The following is a 20,400-nucleotide window of genomic DNA, read 5'->3' on the forward strand; positions in this document are numbered from 1 at the left end:
ACCCTCTAAGGAGCCCGATGGACCAGTCCGTACCACGGTACGGTGCCCGCTTCACCGGCCGTACCGCCGTGGTGACCGGCGCCGCCTCCGGCATCGGAGCCGCCACCGCCGCACGCCTCGCCGGGGAGGGCGCCGCGGTCGTGCTCGCCGACATCGCGGACGAACGCGGCCAGGCCGTGGTGGACGGGATCGAGAAGGACGGCGGCCGGGCCCGGTACGTGCACGCCGACGTCGCCGCCGAGGACGCCTGGGCGCGGATCGTGACCGCCGCCCATGCCTTCGGACCGGTCGACGTGCTCGTCAGCAACGCCTACACCGTCGACGTCGCACCGGCCCACGAGATGACCCTGCCGTCCTGGCAGCGGCAGCTCGACGTCAACCTCACCGGCGCCTTCCTCGGCGTCAGGGCCGTCCTGCCCGACCTGCGCGCGCGGCGCGGCGCCGTGGTGCTCACCTCGTCGGTGCACGCCCACGCCGGCATCCCCGGCCACCCCGCCTACGCCGCGGCCAAGGGCGGCCTGCTGTCCCTGTGCGGGCAGCTCGCCGTCGAGTACGGGCCCGAGGTGCGCGTCAACGCGGTACTCCCCGGGCCCGTCCTGACCGGGGCCTGGAACAGGGTGCCGCCCGAGGAACGGGAACGCAGCATCGCCCAAACGGCCGCCCGCCGCTTCGGCACCCCCGAGGAGGTGGCCGCCGCGATCGCGTTCCTCTGCGCCGACGAGGCCTCCTACATCACCGGGTCCAGTCTCGTCGTGGACGGCGGCTGGAGCGTGGTGAAGGCCTCCGCATGATGCCCTTGGACCGGAACCGGAACGTGGAACAGAAAGGCTGTACGACATGACGCCCTACGCCCGCCGCGGTGTGCACGGCCAGACCGTGGAGGCGCTGGCGCGCCGCATCCTGGGCGGCGAGATCCCGGAAGGGGCCACGCTCGACCTGGTGGCGCTGCAGAGCGAACTCGACGTCAGCCTCACCGCCCTGCGCGAGTCCCTCAAGGTGCTCGCCGCCAAGGGCATGGTCGACGCCCGCCAGAAGCGCGGCACGTTCGTACGGGCCCGCGCGGACTGGAACCTGCTCGACGCCGACGTGCTGCGCTGGCAGTTCGAGGGCGGCGGGGCGACCGGCGCGGAGTGGTCGCTGCTGCGCAACCTCGCCGAGGTCCGCGCCATCATCGAACCGGCCGCCGTCCGGCTCGCCGCCGAGCGCCGCACCGAGGCCGACCTCCTGCTGCTGGAGACGGCCGTGGAGGCGATGGGCCGGGAGGAGGCCGACCCCGGCCACGCCGTCGACGCCGACCTCGCCTTCCACCGCGCCCTGCTCGCCGCCACCCACAACGAACTGCTCGAACGCATGGAGATGGTGATCGAGTCGGGGCTCGCCCACCGGGACCGGATCGTGCACAGCTCCCCGCACAGCGAGGACCCCGTCCCCGCCCACCGCGCCGTCCTGGACGCCGTGCGCGACCGCGACCCACAGGCGGCCGAGACCGCCATGCGGGCCCTGCTCGACCAGGCGGGCCGCGACCTGGCCCGGCTCGACGGCCCCGAGGACAGCCCCGAGGCCGGCATTGGGACGGACGGCTCCGGGACCGACGGCTCCGGGACCGACGGCTCCGGGACCGACGACACGAAAGGCAGCGGCGGCCAGTGAAGATCGACCGGATAGAGACCTTCCTCGTCCCGCCGCGCTGGCTGTTCTGCCGCGTCGAGACCGACGACGGAGTGGTCGGCTGGGGCGAGCCCGTCGTCGAGGGGCGCGCCGAGGTCGTCCGCACCGCCGTCGACGTCCTCGCCGAATACCTGCTGGGGCAGGACCCGTTGCGCATCCAGGACCACTGGCAGGTGCTCACCAAGGGCGGCTTCTACCGGGGCGGCCCGGTGCTGTCGAGCGCCGTCGCGGGCCTCGACCAGGCCCTGTGGGACATCGCCGGGAAGACCTACGGCGCGCCCGTGCACGCCCTGCTGGGCGGTCCGGTGCGCGACCGGGTGCGGGTCTACGCCTGGGTCGGCGGCGACGAACCCGCCCAGCTGACCGAGCAGGTAGCGGCCCAGGTGGAGGCGGGCTTCACCGCGGTGAAGATGAACGCCGCCGGCGCCACCTCGCCGCTGGCCACGGCGGCGGAGACGGCGGCCGTCGTCGCCCGGGTGAGCGCCGCCCGGGACGTCCTCGGCCCGGACCGGGACGTCGCCGTCGACTTCCACGGCCGCTTCACCGCCGCGAGCGCCCGCCGCGTCCTCGCCGAACTCGCCCCGCTGCACCCGCTGTTCGTGGAGGAACCGGTCGTCCCCGAGCAGGGCCACCTGCTGCCCGGCCTGGTCTCGTCGAGCCCGGTGCCGCTGGCCACCGGCGAACGCCTGTACTCGCGCGCCGAGTTCCTGCCCGTCCTCGCCGCGGGCATCGCGGTCGCCCAGCCGGACCTCTCCCACGCCGGCGGCATATCCGAGGTCCACCGCATCGCCTCGCTCGCCGAGACCTACGGCGCCCAGCTCGCCCCGCACTGCCCGCTCGGCCCCATCGCCCTCGCGGCCGGCCTCCAAGTCGCCTTCGCCACCCCCAACTTCCTCATCCAGGAACAGAGCCGCGGCATCCACTACAACAAGGACGCCGACCTCCTCTCCTACCTCGTCGACACCGAACCCTTCCGCTTCGTGGACGGGCACGCCCACCGCGGCGACGCCCCCGGGCTCGGCATCACCCTGGACGAGGCGGCCGTCCGCGCCGCCGACCGCGTCGGGCACCGGTGGCGCAACCCGGTGTGGCGGCACGCCGACGGCTCCTTCGCGGAGTGGTGACCGTGCCGCTCGACGTCGTCACCGACCTGGCGCACGGCGGCCGTTGGACCTCGCTGCGCCACGGCGGCCGCGAATGGCTGTGGCGGCGCGACAGCCCCGCACGCCATGACGTGGCACCGGGCGACGCGTTCGTGGACGCGGGAGGACTGGAGGAGTGCGTCCCCACCGTCCGCGGCACCCCCGACCACGGGGACGCCTGGTCCCGGCCCTGGACACGCGACGGGGACGGGGACGGGGACGGGGAGACCGTCCGCTGCGACCGCTTCACCCTGACGCGCAAGCTGCGCGGTACGGCCGACGGTGTGGAGGCCGACTATGTGCTGGCGGCCGACGCCGGCTTCCGTTTCCTCTGGGCCGCCCACGCGCTCCTTGACCTCTCCGAGGAGGCCGTCCTGCGCGCCCACGAGGGCGCGCCCACCCGGGTGTTCCCGGAGGCCGCGCCCCTGCTGAACCGGCCCTGGCCGGACGGCGCCCCCTGGGTGACGGGACCCTGGCCCACGCCCCTGGGACTGCGGCTCGACCGGTTCGGACCGGACGACGGCACGGCGGTCGGAGCCGTCGTGGACGGCGGCCGGTGCTGTGTGCACGACGGGCCGGACCGGCTCGCCTTCGCCGTCGAGGCGGAGGACCAGCCGCTCTCCGTCGCCCTGTGGCGCAACCTCGACGGTTTCCCCGCCGGCCGGCCCTACCGCAGTACGGGCGTCGAGCCGATGCTCGGCCGCGTCTTCGACCTCGCCGACGCGGGCCCGGACGACGCCGCCCGCGTCCCCGCCGCGGGCGAGGTCCGCTGGCGGCTCACCGTGACCGCCGACTGCCGCTGCCCCTGAGACACAAGGCCCCTCAGACACAAGGCCCCTCAGACACAAGGCCCCTGAGACACAAGGAAGGAGCCCGCTCGTGGATCTGCGAGCCGCCCTCGCCGCCCGTCGCCTGCTCGCCATCGTGCGCGGCGGCGACCCGGACGCCGCCCTGCACACCGTGCTGACCCTGGCCGAGGAGGGCATCGAACTGATCGAGGTGTCGCTGAGCGGTACGGACGCGCTCACCGTCCTCACCCGGGCCCGCAAGGAGTTGGGCCCCGACCGTCCGCTGGGCGCCGGCACGGTGCTGACCGCCGCCGACGCGCACGCCGCCCACCGTGCGGGCGCCACGTTCGCCGTCACCCCCGGTCTCGGCGCCGGCGCCGACACCGCCCGGCAGCTCGGCATGCCGGTCCTCGCGGGCGTGCTGACCCCCACCGACGTGATCGCGGCGCAGGCCCGTGGCGCGTCCGCCCTGAAGCTCTTCCCGGCCGCCGAGGCCGGGGGAGCCGCCTACCTGAAGGCGCTGCGCGGACCGTTCCCCGACGCCGCGTTCGTCCCGGTCGGGGGCGTCGACGTGCCGGCCGCCCGGGCCTACCTGGCCGCCGGGGCCACCGCCGTCGGCATCGGCTCCCCCCTCGTCGGGGACGCGGCCGACGGCGGCAGCATCACCGCCCTGCGCGAGCGGGCCCGCGCGTTCCGGGCCGCCGTACCGGAGGAGGGACCGGCATGACGGCTCCCTGGCGCCCGGCCCCGGGACCCGTCGTCTGCCTCGGCGAGACCATGGCCGCCCTGGCCCCCGATCCGCCCCGGCCGCTGGCGGACGCCGAGCAACTGCGGCTGTCCGTCGCGGGAGCGGAGTCCAACGTGGCCATGTACCTCGCGGACCACGGCGTTCCGGCCCGCTGGCTCTCGGCCGTCGGCGACGATCCGCTCGGCGGCCGGGTGCGCGCCGCGGTCGCCGCCGCCGGGGTCGACGTGACGCATGTGCGCACCGACCCGCACCGGCCCACGGGCCTCCTCCTCAAGAACCCGGGCCCCGCCGGAACCCGCGTCCACTACTACCGCACCGGCTCGGCGGCCTCGGCCCTCGGCCCCGGCCTGCTCGACGGCGAACCCCTGCGCTCGGCCGCCGTCCTGCACCTCACCGGCATCACCCCCGCCCTCTCCGCGTCCTGCCGCGCCCTGGTGACCCGGGCCCTCGACACGCCCGCCGCCGAACGGCCGTACGCCGTCAGCTTCGACGTCAACCACCGGGCCGCGCTGTGGCCGGACGGCACCGCGCCGGCGGTGCTGCGCACCCTCGCCGACCGGGCTGACATCGTTTTCGTGGGCCTCGACGAGGCCCAGGAGCTGTGGGGCGCCGACCTGACCGTCACCGGCCTGCGGGACCTGCTGCCCGGGCCGCGGATCCTCGTCGTCAAGGACGGCGCCCGGGCCGCGACCGCCGTGACCGCGAACGGCGCGTGCACGGTGCCCGCGCTGCGGACGGCAGTGGTGGAACCGGTCGGCGCGGGCGACGCGTTCGCGGCGGGCTTCCTGGCCGGGCTGCTGCGCGCGGAGACACTGCCCCGCGCCCTCCGGCTGGGCCATCTCACCGCCGTCTCCGCCCTCAAGGTGACGGGAGATCACGGCCCTCTGCCCGAGCCGCCGGACATCGCCCGGCTCCTCGAACTCACCGACCGGGACTGGCGACGAGAAGGCTCCGAGGCGGTCCGAAGCCGGTCGATCAAGGCGATAGCCGGTTGACAAGGGCGATGGAATAATCGCCGGACTGTCCCTGGACCGTCGCTGGACTCATCGGCGCGACCGGTGAGGCATGGGACGCCTCGCCGATCGCGCCACGTCGGCTGCCCGCCGGGCCGAGGAGAGATGCGGCTGGTCGTGCTGCGAGGACGGGGTCCGGTCGTGGACTCCGTGCGGTGTGCGGTCCTGGCCGGCAGGGCGTTTCTGAAGTGTGGGGTGCCTGACAGACCGTGGGGGGGCATTCATGGGTTCGCATCGCCACTCGTCCGACCCCACCGTTTTCACTACCGACCGCCGCACGCAGCCGTGCGGCGCCGATGGGAGCGTGCGATCACCTTGACCACCGACATCCGGCGGGCGCTGGTCGTCCGCGGCGGTTGGGACGGGCATCAGCCCGTGACGATCAGCGACGGCTTCGTCCCCTTCCTCAAGGAGAACGGGTTCGTCGTCGAGACCTCCGAGGACCTCGCGGTGTACGAGGACACGGAACGCCTGGCCGCCACCGACCTGGTCGTGCAGTGCTGGACCATGGGCACCGTCACCCGGGAGCAGAGCGACAACCTCGCCGCCGCGGTACGCGCCGGCACCGGCCTGGCCGGCTGGCACGGCGGCATCGTCGACAGCTTCCACGACCACGGCTACCACCTGCTGACCGGCGGCACGTTCGTGATGCACCCGCCGGGCTTCCACGACCACACCGTGCACCTGCTGCCCGAGCGGGCCGACCACCCCGTCATCGCGGGCCTGGACGACTTCGCCGTGCACACCGAGCAGTACTGGCTGCTGACCGACCCCCACATCGACGTCCTCGCGACCACCACCTTCCCCGCCGACGAACTCCGGGACCGGCCCGCGGTGATGCCCGCCGTGTGGACCAGGACCTGGGGCGCGGGGCGGGTCTTCGTCTCGACCATCGGGCACAAGCCCGACGACTTCGACGTGCCCGAGGTGCGCACGCTGACCGAAAGGGGGCTGCTGTGGGCGAGCCGCTGAAGCCTTTGGGCATCGGCGTCGTCGGCGCCGGGAAGATCAGCGGCGCCTACCTCTCGACCCTGGAAGGGCTCGCGTCCGTACGGCTCACCGCCGTCACCGACCTCGACCCCGCCCGCGCGCGGAGCGTCGCCGAACGGACCGGGGCGGCCGAGGCGCCGGACGTCGCCGCGCTCGTGGCCCGGGACGGCGTGGACGCCGTACTCAACCTCACCGTTCCCGCCGCCCACGCGGAGGTCGCCCTCACCGCGCTCGCCGCGGGCAAGCACGTGTACGGGGAGAAGCCGCTCGCGGCGAACCGCAAGGAGGCCGACGCCGTACTGGCGGCGGCGCGGGAGGCCGGGCTGCGGGTCGGCTGCGCGCCCGACACCGTCCTCGGCACCGGAACGCAGACCGCGCGCAAGGCGGTCGACGACGGTCTGATCGGCCGGCCGGTCGCGGCCACCGCCTTCATGACCACCGCCGGACACGAGAGGTGGCACCCGGACCCGGAGTTCTACTACCGGCCGGGCGGCGGCCCGCTGCTCGACATGGGCCCCTACTACCTCTCCGCCCTGGTCCACCTGCTGGGCCCGGTGGTCCGGGTGACCGGCGCCTCCTCCCGGCCGCGGGCCGAGCGGACCATCGGCAGCGGCCCGCGCGCGGGGACCGTCTTCCCGGTGGAGGTGGACACCCACGTCACCGGTGTCCTGGAGCACGCCGGCGGAGTGCTGTCCACCCTGCTCATGAGCTTCGACGTGCACGCCGCCCGGCTGCCGCGCATCGAAGTGCACGGCACCGAGGCCTCGTTGTCCGTGCCCGACCCGAACGGCTTCGACGGCGCCGTCGAACTCCACCGCGGCGACGGCTGGCAGACCCTGCCCGTCTCCGCCGGCTACCGGGACACGGGCCGCGGCATCGGCCTCGCCGATCTCGCCGAGGCCCTGGCGCAGGGGCGCCCGCACCGCGCGTCGGCCGAACTCGCCGCCCACGTCCTGGACGTCATGCTCACCCTCATGGACGCGGCGGACCAGGGCCGCGCACTCCCGGTGACCAGCACCTGCGAGCGCCCCGCTCCGCTCCGCTGACCGTGGAGATCTGGTCCACCCCGGACGAACCCGTCCCGGTGGCCGAGGGGCCGGCCGCCCCGACCCGCCCCATCGCCCCGGGCGCCCCGTGGGGCACGCCCTGGGGAACCAGCTGCTTCAAGGTCACCGGCACCGCCCCCGCCCCCGCCGAGTGGGCCGGCCGGGCTGTCGAGGCCGTCCGCATCGGCGGCCTTCAGTCCTCCGCCACCCGGATGATGGTCCTGCCGTGCGTGCGCTTCTCCGGGGTGAACGCGGCAATCGCCTCGGCGAGGGGCCGGACCGCGCCGACGACGGGCCTGAGCCGTCCGTCCCGCAGCCGTGCGGCGAGGTCGGTGAGGCGTGCGCGGTCGGGTTCGACGACGAAGAAGACCGCCCGCCCGTCCGCGGGGTGGACGGTGACGGGATGGGCGATGGTGACCAGCGTGCCGCCGGCGCGGACCAGCGCCGTGGAGCGGTCGAGGATCTCGCCGCCGATCACGTCGAACACCACGTCGACCTCGCCGATGTCCTCCAGCCGTTCGGCCTGGAGGTCCACGAAGGTGTCCACGCCCAGGTCACGGGCGAGGTCGCGGTCGGCCGCCCGGCCGGTGCCGATCACCCGCGCGCCCGCCGCACGGGCCAGCTGCACGGCGATGGAGCCGACGCCGCCCGCGGCACCGTGGATCAGCACGGTCTGCCCGGTGGTCAGGCGCGCGTGGTCGAAGAGGCCCTGCCAGGCGGTGAGCCCCGAGATCGGCAGGGCGGCGGCCGTGACATGGTCGACGTCGGCCGGGAGCGGGGCGAGGTTGCGGGCCTCGACGGCGGTGTACTCGGCGAGCGTGCCGTCGCGGGTCCAGTCGGCGAGCCCGAACACCCGCTGGCCGACGGTCAGTCCGGTGGTGCCGTAGCCCAGCTCGGTGACCACGCCGGACAGCTCGTGGCCGGGCACGCTCGGGGTGCGGTCGCGACCTGCCCGGTCGGTCCAGGTGGCGGGCCAGGTCAGTTCGCCGGGCGTGAATCCGGCGGCGTGCACGCGCACGATCACGTCGTTCTCCGCGGCGTGCGGGTGCGGCAGCTCGGTGAGGGCGAGACCGCCGACTCCGGCGTCGCGGTCCTTGACGGTGATGGCTTGCATGTGAGGTACCTCTGGAAGGGTGGGGGAGTCGCGGCGACGGACCGGCCCCGCCCGGCGGCGGCCGCCCCGTCGTGACCCATCTCAGCGCCCCGCGGCGAGCCCTGCCACCGCGGACGGCGGCGGGCGAGGGGAGCGGCGGGCGCTGCCCTGGTCACGCCTTCGACCGTATGCCGGAACCGGCCCGGGTGTCTGGGCCACCTCCGGTCCTGTGGCATGGGCCACTCGGCCCGCGCCCTGGGCGCCCGCGCGTGCCCGCGGTCCCTCCCCCTCCCCTCACGCCCGCCTGCCCGTAAGCCGCAGACCCGCCCGCGATCGCCACCGTCCACGACTGCGACCTGCTGGAGCGGCGTGTACCCGCAAGGACCGTCCGCGGCCGCGGAGCCGTGCCCTCGACATTCCGCCAACTGAATGCGTCGGAGGAGCGGACGCGGGGTGCCGCCGGCCGGGGCGGGGAGAGCCATGTTGACCAGCACGACGGGGAGCACGGCGAGCGCCGGGCAGCCCACCGTCCGGCGCGGCACCGACCTGCCGCGCCTCGGCGACTTCAACGAGTCCGTGATCCTCGACGCCGTCCGCCGCCACCCCACCGGCCTGAGCCGGGTGGAACTCGCCCAGGCCACCTGGCTGTCCGCGCAGACCGTCTCGAACATCACCCGGACCGGAGCGGCCACCGACAGCCGCAACCTGCTCTTCTTCCACCTCGGCACCGGCTCCGGCACGGGCCTGGTGGTGGAGGACACCGTGCTGAGCGGGGTCTCCGGGAACGCGGGCGAGGCCGGTGGCCTCGGCGCCGAGTACACGGTGACCAACCCGGCCGACGCCCAGCGCGGTCTGGTGCGGCTCGCGATCCGGATCGGCCGGGGCGTGTGCGTGGCGGCCATCCTGCTGGACGTCGACACCATCGTGTTCGGCGGACCGACCTGGAAGCTGCTCGCCGACCGGCTGCTGTCCGTCATCGAACCCATGGTCGCCCGCTCCCCCGTTCGTGAAGTCCACCCGCCCGACGACGGTCGTCTCCACCACCCTCGGCGAGAACGTCGCCGCCGTGGGCGCCGCCTCCCTCGTCCTCGACCAGGCGCTCTCCGCCCAGCCCCGGTCGCTGCTGCTGGGCTGAGCCCCGAGTCGGCCCCCATCCGGTCGACCGCGTGTTCGCTCCGTAGTCGTCGACGAAAAAACACGTGGACTGAGCGACCGTCGTCGCGGGACACTTCCCTTTCCTGACCTGCCGATTCCAGGCCGTCGCGGACCATGCGGCGGCCGACTCGGCATGCCGTACGACGACTACACAGGGTTGAGATGACATCCTCAGTCGATTTACCTGCGACCGGACCCCGGCAGGGCGCGGTCCTGCTCGCGCTGCGCTACTACGGACGGGAGCTGGCCCGGCTCAAGTGGCTCACACTGCCCGGAATGCTGCTGCCGGCGCTCGGCAACATCGGAATCAACTACCTGGCACCGCTGGTGGTGGCCAGGCTCGTCGGCCGGATCGCGGACGGCCACGGCCTGAGCCTCCGCGCCACACTGCCGTACGTACTCGGCTTCGGCGGTGTCCTGCTGCTGGCGGAGGCCCTGTGGCGGATCGGTCTGCACTGTCTGAACCGCCTGGACGCCCTCGGCATCGAGCAGTTGTACGTCATCGGCATGGACGAACTGTTCGCCAAGGACGCCGCGTTCTTCCACGACAACTTCGCCGGGTCGCTCACCAAGCGGGTGCTGAGCTTCGCCAACCGCTTCGAGGAGTTCGCGGACACGCTGACCTTCAACATCGTCGGCAGCTTCGTGCCGCTCGCGTTCGGGTCGGTGGTGCTGTGGCGCTATGAACCGCTCCTGGTCGTCGGGTTGCTGACGATGATCGCGATCACCGGCGTGTGCGTGGTGCCGCTGATCCGGCACCGGCAGCGGCTGGTCGCCCAGCGCGAGGACGCCATCGCCCGGGTGTCCGGGCATGTCGCCGACAGCCTGATGAACATGGACACGGTCCGGGCGTTCGCCGCGGAGGAGCGGGAGGCCGCCGAACACCGGTTGCGGGTGGCCGAGTCACGGCGGCGCCAGCTGCGCTCGTGGGACTACGGCAACCTGCGCATCGACACCTTCGTCGCGCCGATGTCCGTGGCGACCAACGCGCTGGGCCTGCTGCTCGCGGTCGCCCTGGCCGGTGGCGGGCACAGTGTGGAGGCGGTCGTGGTCGCCTTCACGTACTACTCCAACGCGACCCGGATCATGTTCGAGTTCAACCAGATCTACCGGCGCATGGAGAGCTCCATGACGGAGGCGGCCCAGTTCACCGAACTGCTGCTCGAACCGCCGACCGTGGTCGACCCGGAGGCTCCGGAACCGCTCGCGCCGCGGGCCGCCGGCGTCCGCTTCGAGAAGGTCTCCTTCGCCCACGCGGGTGCCAAACCGCTGTTCGAAGGGCTTGAGTTGGACGTGCCCGGCGGGTCGAAGTTCGGGTTCGTCGGCCGGTCGGGCGGCGGCAAGACGACGCTCACCCGGCTGCTGCTGCGGATGACCGACATCGACGCCGGCCGGATCATGATCGGCGGCCAGGACATCAGCCGGTTGCGCCAGGCCGACCTGCGCAGTCAGATCGCCTACGTCCCGCAGGACCCGGCGATGTTCCACCGCACCCTGCGGGACAACATCGCCTTCGCCCGGCCGGACGCCACCGACGCCGAGATCCGGCTGGCGGCGGAGGCCGCGCACGTCACGGAGTTCGCCGACGCGCTGCCGGACGGGTTCGACACGATGGTGGGGGAGCGCGGCGTCAAGCTCTCCGGCGGCCAGCGCCAGCGGGTCGCCCTGGCCCGGGCGATCCTGCGGGACGCCCCGATCCTGCTCCTGGACGAGGCGACCAGCGCGCTGGACTCCGAGAGCGAGATCCTGGTCCAGGAGGCGCTGTGGCGGCTCATGGAGGGCAGGACGGCGCTGGTGGTGGCGCACCGGCTGAGCACGGTCGCCTCCATGGACCGGCTCGTGGTCCTCGACCGCGGCCGGATCGTCGAGCAGGGCACGCACCACGAACTGCTCGCCGCGGAGGGCGCCTACGCCAAGCTGTGGCAGCACCAGTCGGGCGGGTTCCTGGACGAGGGGCCGGCGGCGCGGGCCGAAGTCCATTAGGCGCCCCGCTGGGGGCCGGGGTGCTGTCGTCGGTTGGCTGCGGCGCCGTCGTGGCTGGTCGCGCAGTTCCCCGCGCCCCTTCGGGGGCGCGCTGTCGGACCGTGGCCTACCTTGCTCGGTCGGTTTGGAAGGTGCCGGTCGGACGCGGGCGGGTGGTAGACAGGTGATCATGAGTCACCTGTCTGCCCCCGCCCGCCCGGACGGTCCGCGATGACCGCCGGGATCGACACCCCCGACCGCCGGGGCCGTACCGGTCTGGACCGCGTCGGCCTGGACCTGACCGGCAACCCGCGTGTGAAGGTTCGGGAGGTGAGGCTCCTGTCCAGCAACTGGTACGTCGAGCGGGCCACCACCTTCGACCTCCAGCACGCCGACGGCACCTGGCACACCGAGGAACGCGAGACCCACGACCGCGGCAACGGCGCCACCCTCCTCCTCTACGACGCCGAGCGCGAAACCGTCCTGCTCACCCGCCAGTTCCGGTTCCCGGTGTACGTGAACGGCCACCCCGACGGGATGCTGGTCGAGACCCCGGCGGGCCTCCTGGACGACGAGGCCGAGCACCCGGAGCACGCGGTCCGCCGGGAGGTCGTCGAGGAGACCGGCCACACCGTCGGCGAGGTCGAGCACGTCTTCGACGTCTACATGAGCCCGGGTTCGGTCACGGAGCGGATCTCCTTCTACGCGGCCGCCTACGGCCCCTCGACCCGCACCCACGAGGGCGGTGGCCTGGACGAGGAGGGCGAGGACATCGAGATCCTCGAACTCCCCTTCCGGCGCGCCCTGGAGATGATCCGGACGGGCGAGATCGCCGACGCCAAGACGATCATGCTGCTGCAGTGGGCGGCCCTGGACGGGCCGTTCGCCGGGCGCCCTTGACTTCGTGCGCACTTCAAGCCGAAGACTCACCACCGGGCACCCGGATCCCCGGGTGCCCGGACGGAGGAGACGGCATGAAGTACCGCACCATCGGCACCGACCCGGGCACCCGCCGAGAGGTGAGCGTCCTCGCGCTCGGCGCCATGCTCTTCGGGTCCCGCACCGACGAGCAGACCTCCTTCGCCGTCCTCGACCGCTATGTCGAGGCCGGCGGGAACTTCATCGACACGTCCGACAACTACGCCTTCTGGGAGGACGGGAGCCAGGGCGGCCAGAGCGAGGAACTGCTCGGCCGCTGGCGGCGCAGCCGCGGGATCGGCGACGAGGTCGTCATCGCCACCAAGCTGGGCGCCCGCCCCCTCGCCCCCGGGACCGGCTACACCGACAACCCCGAGGGCCTGTCCGCGAAGGTGATCCGGGAGTCGGCCGAGCACAGCCGTGAACGCCTCGGCGTCGAGAAGCTGGATCTGTTGTACGCCCACATAGAGGACCCCGCCGTCCCGCTCCGCGAGACCGTCGAGGGGTTCGCCGCGCTCGTCGCGGAGGGCACCGTCGGCCTGCTCGGCGCCAGCAACCACGCCGTCTGGCGGCTGGAACGCGCCCGCGCCCTCGCCGCCGCGGCCGGCCTGCCCGGCTACGAGGTGCTCCAGTACCACCACAGCTACCTGCGCCCGCGCACCGACATCCCCGACGACCTGTTCCCGGACGGCAGTCTCGGCTCCGCCGACGCCCAGCTGCACAGCTACCTGCGCGCAGAGCCGGACCTCACCCTGGTCGCCTACTCACCGCTGCTCAAGGGCGCGTACACCCAGCCCGGCAAGGCGCTGACCGCCGACCTCGACCACCCCGGCACCCCGCCCCGCCTCGCCGCGCTGAACGAGGTGGCCCGGGAGACCGGGGCGACCCTGAACCAGGTGGTGCTGGCCTGGCTGCTGGGCGGGCCGCTGCCGGTCGTCCCGCTGGCCGGGGTGTCGTCCGTGGCCCAGCTGGAGGAGAACCTCGCCGCCGTGGACCTGGAGCTGACGCCCGGCCAGCGGGCCCGCCTGGACGCGGCTCACTGACCGCGCGGCTCCCGTACGACGGCGACCTCGCCCGGTGCCACGGTGACCGTACCGTCGGCGGGCTTGCCGGACAGCAGCTCCACCGAGCCGGGCGCGACCGGTACTTCGGCGCCCTCGCCGGTGTGGTCGATCACGAACACGTAGTCCGCGTCCGCACCGCGCCGCACGGCGACCTCCACGCCCGCCGGGGCGGTGCGGCCCGCGGCCACGCCCGCCTCGGCGCGGATCCGGCCGAGCAGCCCCGCCAGGGTGTCGGGGTCCGGGAGCGTCGCCACGTACCAGGCGGTGCCCGCGCCGTATCCGTGCCGGGTCACCGCGGGAACCCCGGCCAGCGGCCCGTCGGCGTACGACGTCACCGCCGCCGCGCCCGCGAGCCGCACCCGCTCGGACCAGAGCGAGCCGGTGCCGCCCTCGCTCAGCGGCACCCGCTCCTCGGGCAGCAGCGGGAACAGCTCGTCCGTGGACACGCCCAGCAGCTCCCGGAAGGCGCCCGGGTAACCGCCCAGCCGCACATGGCAGTTCTCGTCCACCGCGCCGCTGTGGAAGCCGACGGCGAGGGTGCCGCCGGCCTCCGCGAAGGCGGTCAGGTTCGCCGTGCCCGTGTCGTCCACCAGGTAGAGGCTCGGGGCGAGCACCACCTTGTACGCCGACAGGTCAGCGTCAGGGCGGACGAAGTCCACCGCCACCCCGGCCCGCCACAGCGGCTCGTACCAGGCGCGGACGACGTCCAGGTAGCGCAGCTCCTCGCTGGGCTGCGAGGGCAGCTCGACGGCCCAGCGGGCGTCCCAGTCCCAGACGACGGCCACCTCGGCCGTGCCGGTGCTGCCGCGTACCTCGGCGAGTGCCCGGAGATCCGCGCCCAGCCGGACCACGTCCCGCCAGATCTGGCTGTCGGTCCCCGCGTGCGGCAGCATCGCCGAGTGCCACTGCTCGGCACCCGCCTTCGCCGCCCGCCACTGGAAGTAGCAGATGCCGTCCGCGCCGTGCGCCACATGCGCCAGCGCGTTGCGGCGCAATTCGCCCGCCGTCTTCGCCCGGTTGACGGACTGCCAGTTCACCGCGCCCGTCGAGTGCTCCATCAGCAGCCACGGCCCGCCCGCGAGGGACCGCATCAGGTCGCCGCTCAGCGCGATGTCGATCTGCGACTCCGGGTCGGTGGAGCGCAGGTAGTGGTCGTTGGCCACCACGTCCAGCTCCGGTGCCCAGCGCCAGTAGTCGAGGGCGTCGAAGTTGAACATCACCATGAAGTTGGTGGTGGCGGGGATGGCCGGGTCCGCCTCCCGGAGAACGTCCCGCTCCGCCTTGTACAGCGACAGGAGTTCGTCCGAGCAGAACCGCCGCCAGTCCAGTTGGTGCGTCGGATTGGGGACGGCGCCGGTCGCGCGGGGCGGCAGGACCTCGTCCCAGTCGTAGTACCACTGGCTCCAGAAGGTGGTGCCCCAGGCGTCGTTGAGGGCGGCCAGGTCGTCGCCGTACCGGGCCCGCAGCCAGCGGCGGAAGGACTCCGCGCTGGTGTCGCAGTAGCAGGCCGCGTTGTGGCAGCCGTACTCGTTGTGGACGTGCCACATCTTCACGGCCGGGTGGCTCGCGTACCGCTCCGCGATCGCGCCCGCGATCCTGAGCGCGGCCGCGCGATAGGCGGGGCTGCTAGGGCAGAACGTCTGCCGGCTGCCGTAGGACAGGGTGCGGCCGTCGTGGTCCACCGGGAGCGCCTCGGGGTGGGCGCGGAAGAACCAGGCCGGCGGGGCGGCCGTCGGGGTGGCGAGGTCGGCGGCGATGCCGTTCTCGTGGAGGAGGTCGAGGATCCTGTCCATGCGGGAGAAGTCGTAGACGCCCTCGGAGGGCTCCATCAGCGCCCACGAGAAGATGCCCACGCTGACCATGTTCACGCCCGCCTCGCGCATCAGGCGGACATCCTCGGCCCACACCTCCTCGGGCCACTGCTCGGGGTTGTAGTCGCCGCCGTAGGCGATGCCGGGGACGGAGAGGGTGCGGTCGTTCATCGGTTCACTCCGGTGGCTCCGGTGAGAAGGCGGCGGGTCGTCTCCACGCCCCACTGGTCGAGGGAGAGCAGCCGGTCGCTGGAGGCGACCAGGCCGCCGACGGCCTCCACGTGCGCCGCCCAGCGGGCACGGGTCTCCACGGCGGGGCGGGCCATCAGGCAGTCCGGGTCGTTGACCCAGAGGCGGTTGTGCTGCCACTGGCGGCCGACCCCGGTGAACTCGGCCGGGTCCTGGCCGGGTTGGCTGAAGTCGTCGGCCTCGGGACGGCGGTGCGGAGCCGTGTCCGGGCTGACCCGCATGGCGTCGAACAGGCCGATGGAGGGGAGGATCGGCGCGCCGCAGCCCAGCAGGTAGGCGTCGGCGCCGATCGCCTCCCGGATCAGGCCGATGCCCAGCCGGTACGCCGTGAGCGGGTCCGCGCCCGAGTGCCGTACGCCGTCCATCGCGCCCGCGTAGAGGAAGTCGACCTTGAAGTAGTCGTAGCCCTCGGCGCGCAGCGTCGCGAAGACGTCGGTCAGGTAGGCCGCGGCGGCCGGGTGGGTGGTGTCCAGGACGTACAGCGCGTGACCCCAGTTGCGGCCCGCGCGCAGCGCTCTGCCGTCGGGGTCGCGGACCAGCCAGTCCGGGTAGGTCTCGGCGAGGTCGCTCCCCGGGTCGACCAGGAAGGGCGCCGTCCAGATGCCCGCCCGGCGGCCGCGGGCGCGGATGGCGTCCGCGATGCCCCGTCGGGAGCGGAAGCGGCCGGACAGGGTCAGCCAGTCGCCCAGCGCGCTCTGGTAGCCGTCGTCGATCTGCACCACGTCGATCGGCAGGTCGAGGGTGTCCATCGCCCGCAGGTTCTCGTGGATGTCGTCCTCGGTGACGGCCGTGAAGTACTCGTACCAGGAGCACCAGACGGTGGGCGCGGGGCGGGGCGCCGGCACGGCCAGGGCGCCGGCCCAGTCGGCCAGCACGGACTGGATGTCCGTGCCGGTCCACTCCTTGACCGGGCCGTCGGCCTCGACCTCCGCGACCCCGGACGCGACGGTCAGCCGCACCGAAGGCACCTCGTGCAGCGGGTCGGCCGCCGCCCAGAGCCGGACCGGCGAGCCGTCGCCCGGGTCGAGCGCCAGCAGGCCCTCGCCCTGGAAGGCCCCTGCGGGCACGTCGCGGCCGGGGCGGTAACACACGGTCGCCCAGTTGTCGTTCGTCGGGCGGTACGGAGCCGCGCCGAGGGCGTAGGCGCCACTGGGCGACCACGACTGCCAGCCCTCCTCGTGGACACGGGCGGTGCGCGTGTCCACGGCCACGGAGGCGACCGGGGTGAACGGGTTGTGCACGAGGTTCTCTTTCGGACGGGGCCGGATCAGCCCTTTGCGGAGCCCAGGGTCAGACCGCTGACGAACTGCTTCTGGAGCGCGAAGTACACGAGCAGCGTCGGGATCGCGGTGAGCAGGGAACCGGCGGCGACCAGGTTCGGGTCGGTGAAGTACTGACCGGAGAGGTTGTTCAGCGCCGACGTGATCGGCATGTTCTCACCGGTCGAGATCAGCACCAGGGCCCAGAAGAAGTCGTTGTAGATCCAGATCGACAACAGGGTCGCCAGGGCCGCCATCGCCGGCTTGCACAGCGGCAGCGTGATCTGCCAGTACAGCCGCCACACCGACGCGCCGTCCACCAGCGCGGCCTCGGTCAGCTCGTGCGGCAGCGAACGCATGTAGTTCGACAGCACGAAGGCGCAGAACCCGGACTGGAACGCCACATGGATCAGCACCAGACCGAGCGCCGAGTCGTACAGCTTGCCGCTCGCCGTGATGCCCGGCAGGTTCGTCAGCAGGTACATCCGGTACAGCGGGGTGATGATGACCTGCTGCGGCAGCAGGTTGCCGGCCGTGAAGACCAGCAGCAGGAAGAGGTTGACCCGGAAGTCGAAGCGGGCCACGTAGAACGCGACCATCGACGACAGGAACAGCGTGAGCAGCACGGCCGGGACCGCGATGACCAGCGTGTTCATGAAGTAGTGGGTCATGTCCGACTGCTCGAACGCGTTCTTGAAGTTGTCGAAGTTCAGCGTGTGCGGCCAGGACACGTAACCGCGGTTGCTGGTCTCGCTGTACGGGCGCATGGCCGAGAAGATCGCCCACAGCAGCGGGGCGAGCCACGCCAGGGCCGTGCCGGCCAGGAACACGTGCAGCAGGACACGGGCCGGGCGGATCGGGTTGCGCTGCTTGGGCAGCGCGCTGCTCACGGTGCTCATGCGCGCCGCTCCTTCCGGAAGGTCGCGATCAGGTAGGGAATGATCACGATCAGGGAGATGAACAGCAGCACCACCGCGATCGCCGAGCCGTAACCGATACGGCTGGACTCGCCGATGATGTTGTTGGTCACCAGGATGGAGAGCAACTCGGTGCCCTGGGCGCCCTTGTTGAAGACGAAGACCAGGTCGAAGGCGCGCAGCGACTCGATGATGGTCACGACCAGGACGATGGTGTTGGTCGGCCGCAGCGTCGGGAAGATGACGTTCTTGAACGTCTGCCACTCGTTGGCGCCGTCGAGGGCCGAGGCCTCCCGCAGCGACGGGTCCACGCTCTTCAGGCCGGCCAGGTACAGGATCATCATGTAGCCGGTGTGCCGCCAGGACGCGGCGACCAGGACCGCCCACAGGTTGAGGTTCGGGTCACCGATCCAGTCGATGTAGTGGCCCGGCTTGTTGGCGCCGATGAGGCTGTTGATCAGGCCCGTGTCCGGGTTGTAGATCAGCTGCCAGACGAACCCGATGCACGCCAGGGAGATGACGACGGGCAGGAAGAACGCCGTCTGGTAGACCCGGCTGAACCGGATCTTCTTGTCCAGCTGCACGGCCAGGAACAGGCCGAACGGGGTCGGGAGCAGGATGAGGACGACGAACCAGATGACGTTGTGCTGGACGGCCGGCCAGAACTGCGGGTTGTCGTTGAAGAGCTGCTGGAAGTTGTCGAGCCCGACCCACTTGATGGAGTCGAAGCCGATGCCGTCCCAGGAGGTGAAGGCGAGGAGGATCGAGGCCAGGGCGGTCACCCAGACCAGGACTACGTGCAGAACCGTCGGCACGCCCGCCATGAAGGCGAGCGTGATGCGGTCACGGCGGGTCAGCAGGCGCTTGTGCCCCTGCTGGACCCGCTTCTTCTCGGACGCGCGCCCAGGAGGCGGCACGGCGGCCGCCTCCTGGGACTTCGTGGGGGTGTCAGTCGACATTCAGTCAGCTCACTCGGACGCGAAGATCGTCTTCTTCTGCCGCTCGATGGACGAGAGCAGGCTGTCGACACCCTTCGGGTTCTGCAGGAACTTCTGCAGACCGGGCTGCATCACCGTGGAGGTGAAGTCCGGCCGGGAGTCGCGGTCCATGAACTGGGTGAGGCTCTTGGCGCCGCCGATCATGTCGAACGCCTTCTTCTGGAGCGTCGAGTAGGCGGCGGTGGAGGCCTTGCTGGAGGCGGCGACCACGCTCGGGTCCGTCTTCAGGTACGTCTCCTCGGCGGCGGGGGTGCCGAGGTACTCCAGCAGCTTCACGACACCGTCGTGGTTCTTCGGGGACTTGCTCACCATGAAGCCGTCGGTGGGCGCCTCCACGGTGTCCTGGCCGTACGCGGAGTTGATCTCCGGGAACGGGAAGAAGTCCAGGTCCGCGAGGTCGGAGGCGTTGGTGAACTGCTGCGCCACGAACGTGCCCAGGAGGTACATGCCGGCCTTCTTCGACACCAGGGTCTGGGCGGCGTCCTGCCAGGTGCGGCCCATGAAGCCGTCCTGGTGGTAGGGGAGGAGCTCGGCCCAGTGGTCGAAGACGTCCTTCACCTTGGAGTCGGTCCAGGCGGCCTTGCCGCCCATCAGCTCGACGTGGAAGTCGTAGCCGTTGAGGCGGAAGTTGATCTGGTCGAAGGTGCCCATGGCCGGCCAGGCGTCCTTGTCGCCGAAGGCGATCGGGACCAGGCCGTCCTTCTTCATCTGCTTGCACAGGGCGACCAGCTCGTCCCACGTGGTGGGGACCGTGTAGCCCTTCTCCTGGAAGACGCTCTTGCGGTAGAAGATCGCCCAGGGGTACGTGGTCAGCGGCACGAAGTAGTACTTGCCGTCGGCGCCCTTGCTGAGCTTCTTCATCGCGTCGGGGAAGTTGGCCCCGATCTTCTCCCACACGTCGTCGATCGGGGAGGCGAGGCCCTTGGCCGCGAAGAACTGCATCCGGTAGCCGGCGAACCAGTTGAACACGTCGTCCGGCGTGCCCTGCAGGTACGAGTTGATCTGCTCCTGGAAGGTGTTGTGGTCCTTGGTGTTCACCTTGACGGTGACGCCGGACGACTTCTTGAAGGCGTCGTAGACGGACTGGTACGCCTTCTTCGGCACGGCGTCGGACGCGTTGGAGCCGAGGCTGACGGTCTTCGAGTCCGAGGAGGAGGACCCGCTGCTGCCGCAGGCGGACAGCAGGGGTATGCCGGCACCGGCGAGGAGGGCGGCCGAACCGGCGCCACGCAGAACGTTACGGCGGCTCGGACCCGGCACGTGAAGACCGGACGGGGAGATGCGCATGGCGGCTCCTGGGTAACAGGGTTCGGCAAGGGGAAGAGTTGATCTTCGAAAGGTCCCGAAACCGATCAGAAACCAACTCGGCCGAACATCGTGGGCGCAATAACAGCCGCTTGTCCGCTCATGCGTCAATAGCCTGCGACTCTCTCGCCCGTCTCTTGCCCGAAACGTAATCGACATGGTTGCCTGCCGGTTTGTTGAACAAAGCGGTACGACGGAGCCCCCATGGGACAAACTCCATGGGGGCTCGTGTGCGGGCGTGTTGGTTTCGGGTGGCGGGACCAGCGGTTAAACC

18 protein-coding genes and 1 pseudogene are annotated in these 20,400 nt (G+C 72.2%); 13 read left to right on the top strand and 6 right to left on the bottom strand.

Features of this window, described 5'->3' with window-relative positions; translation table 11 throughout:
- The first annotated feature begins 17 nt into the window (after positions 1-17).
- From ACFWPQ_RS45145 to ACFWPQ_RS45185, 9 genes and pseudogenes are all read left to right on the top strand, one after another.
- A complete protein-coding gene (locus tag ACFWPQ_RS45145; protein WP_384049024.1) occupies positions 18-791 on the top strand; it encodes an SDR family NAD(P)-dependent oxidoreductase in 774 nt (257 codons plus the stop codon).
- Positions 792-837: 46 nt separating this feature from the next.
- Positions 838-1,650, top strand: coding sequence for a FadR/GntR family transcriptional regulator (locus tag ACFWPQ_RS45150; RefSeq protein WP_384049027.1), 813 nt, complete (start codon positions 838-840; stop codon positions 1,648-1,650).
- Positions 1,647-2,792 carry a galactonate dehydratase gene (gene dgoD / locus ACFWPQ_RS45155; RefSeq protein WP_384049030.1) on the top strand — a complete coding sequence of 382 codons (1,146 nt, stop codon included), beginning with the start codon at positions 1,647-1,649 and terminating at the stop codon, positions 2,790-2,792. Before ACFWPQ_RS45150 ends, dgoD begins: the two co-directional genes overlap by 4 nt.
- Positions 2,789-3,619, top strand: coding sequence for a hypothetical protein (locus ACFWPQ_RS45160; RefSeq protein ID WP_384049033.1), 831 nt, complete (start codon positions 2,789-2,791; stop codon positions 3,617-3,619). Before dgoD ends, ACFWPQ_RS45160 begins: the two co-directional genes overlap by 4 nt.
- 70 nt (positions 3,620-3,689) lie before the next feature.
- Complete coding sequence (locus ACFWPQ_RS45165) at positions 3,690-4,325, top strand: bifunctional 4-hydroxy-2-oxoglutarate aldolase/2-dehydro-3-deoxy-phosphogluconate aldolase (protein WP_384049036.1); 636 nt, start codon at positions 3,690-3,692, stop codon at positions 4,323-4,325.
- Positions 4,322-5,341: a sugar kinase gene (locus ACFWPQ_RS45170; RefSeq protein ID WP_384049039.1), complete on the top strand. Its 1,020-nt coding sequence runs from the start codon at positions 4,322-4,324 to the stop codon at positions 5,339-5,341. Before ACFWPQ_RS45165 ends, ACFWPQ_RS45170 begins: the two co-directional genes overlap by 4 nt.
- 333 nt (positions 5,342-5,674) lie before the next feature.
- Positions 5,675-6,331, top strand: a complete 657-nt coding sequence (locus tag ACFWPQ_RS45175; protein ID WP_384049042.1) for a ThuA domain-containing protein — start codon at positions 5,675-5,677, stop codon at positions 6,329-6,331.
- Positions 6,316-7,395, top strand: coding sequence for a Gfo/Idh/MocA family protein (locus ACFWPQ_RS45180; protein ID WP_384049045.1), 1,080 nt, complete (start codon positions 6,316-6,318; stop codon positions 7,393-7,395). The genes ACFWPQ_RS45175 and ACFWPQ_RS45180 overlap by 16 nt, the downstream gene beginning before the upstream one ends.
- Positions 7,368-7,574: pseudogene (locus ACFWPQ_RS45185) on the top strand (hypothetical protein); the annotation flags it as partial. The gene ACFWPQ_RS45180 and the pseudogene ACFWPQ_RS45185, both read left to right, overlap by 28 nt.
- Positions 7,575-7,588: 14 nt before the next feature.
- Here the strand turns inward: ACFWPQ_RS45185 and ACFWPQ_RS45190 are convergent.
- Positions 7,589-8,509, bottom strand: a complete 921-nt coding sequence (locus ACFWPQ_RS45190; protein WP_384049048.1) for an NADP-dependent oxidoreductase — start codon at positions 8,507-8,509, stop codon at positions 7,589-7,591.
- Between the two features lie 459 nt (positions 8,510-8,968).
- Between ACFWPQ_RS45190 and ACFWPQ_RS45195 the strand changes: the two genes are divergently transcribed.
- The 4 genes from ACFWPQ_RS45195 (at position 8,969) to ACFWPQ_RS45210 (ending at position 13,566) form a co-directional block, all read left to right on the top strand.
- Positions 8,969-9,730, top strand: a complete 762-nt coding sequence (locus ACFWPQ_RS45195) for an ROK family protein (RefSeq protein ID WP_384049051.1) — start codon at positions 8,969-8,971, stop codon at positions 9,728-9,730.
- A gap of 75 nt (positions 9,731-9,805) precedes the next feature.
- Positions 9,806-11,626 (top strand): ABC transporter ATP-binding protein, encoded by a 1,821-nt coding sequence (locus ACFWPQ_RS45200; RefSeq protein WP_384049053.1) that lies wholly within the window; start codon positions 9,806-9,808, stop codon positions 11,624-11,626.
- 210 nt (positions 11,627-11,836) lie between these two features.
- Positions 11,837-12,505, top strand: a complete 669-nt coding sequence (locus ACFWPQ_RS45205; protein WP_361290798.1) for an NUDIX domain-containing protein — start codon at positions 11,837-11,839, stop codon at positions 12,503-12,505.
- 74 nt (positions 12,506-12,579) lie between these two features.
- Positions 12,580-13,566 (top strand): aldo/keto reductase, encoded by a 987-nt coding sequence (locus ACFWPQ_RS45210; protein ID WP_384049056.1) that lies wholly within the window; start codon positions 12,580-12,582, stop codon positions 13,564-13,566.
- On the opposite strand, the gene ACFWPQ_RS45215 is transcribed toward ACFWPQ_RS45210, so the two are convergent.
- The 5 genes from ACFWPQ_RS45215 to ACFWPQ_RS45235 are packed head-to-tail and all read right to left on the bottom strand — an operon-like array spanning position 13,560 to position 20,108.
- On the bottom strand, positions 13,560-15,569 hold the full coding sequence (locus ACFWPQ_RS45215; RefSeq protein WP_384049059.1) for a beta-galactosidase: 2,010 nt from the start codon (positions 15,567-15,569) through the stop codon (positions 13,560-13,562). The two genes, ACFWPQ_RS45210 and ACFWPQ_RS45215, sit on opposite strands and share 7 nt — an antisense overlap.
- A complete protein-coding gene (locus tag ACFWPQ_RS45220; RefSeq protein WP_384049061.1) occupies positions 15,566-16,888 on the bottom strand; it encodes a glycoside hydrolase family 36 protein in 1,323 nt (440 codons plus the stop codon). The genes ACFWPQ_RS45215 and ACFWPQ_RS45220 overlap by 4 nt, the downstream gene beginning before the upstream one ends.
- 26 nt (positions 16,889-16,914) lie before the next feature.
- The gene (locus ACFWPQ_RS45225) at positions 16,915-17,805 is read right to left on the bottom strand and encodes a carbohydrate ABC transporter permease (protein ID WP_384049064.1); all 891 of its coding nucleotides are present in this window, start codon (positions 17,803-17,805) and stop codon (positions 16,915-16,917) included.
- Complete coding sequence (locus tag ACFWPQ_RS45230; protein WP_384049067.1) at positions 17,802-18,782, bottom strand: carbohydrate ABC transporter permease; 981 nt, start codon at positions 18,780-18,782, stop codon at positions 17,802-17,804. Before ACFWPQ_RS45230 ends, ACFWPQ_RS45225 begins: the two co-directional genes overlap by 4 nt.
- Positions 18,783-18,791: 9 nt before the next feature.
- A complete protein-coding gene (locus ACFWPQ_RS45235) occupies positions 18,792-20,108 on the bottom strand; it encodes an ABC transporter substrate-binding protein (RefSeq protein ID WP_384049070.1) in 1,317 nt (438 codons plus the stop codon).
- Positions 20,109-20,400: the final 292 nt, after the last annotated feature.

This window comes from Streptomyces sp. NPDC058464 (genome assembly GCF_042721035.1).
GTDB lineage: Bacteria > Actinomycetota > Actinomycetes > Streptomycetales > Streptomycetaceae > Streptomyces.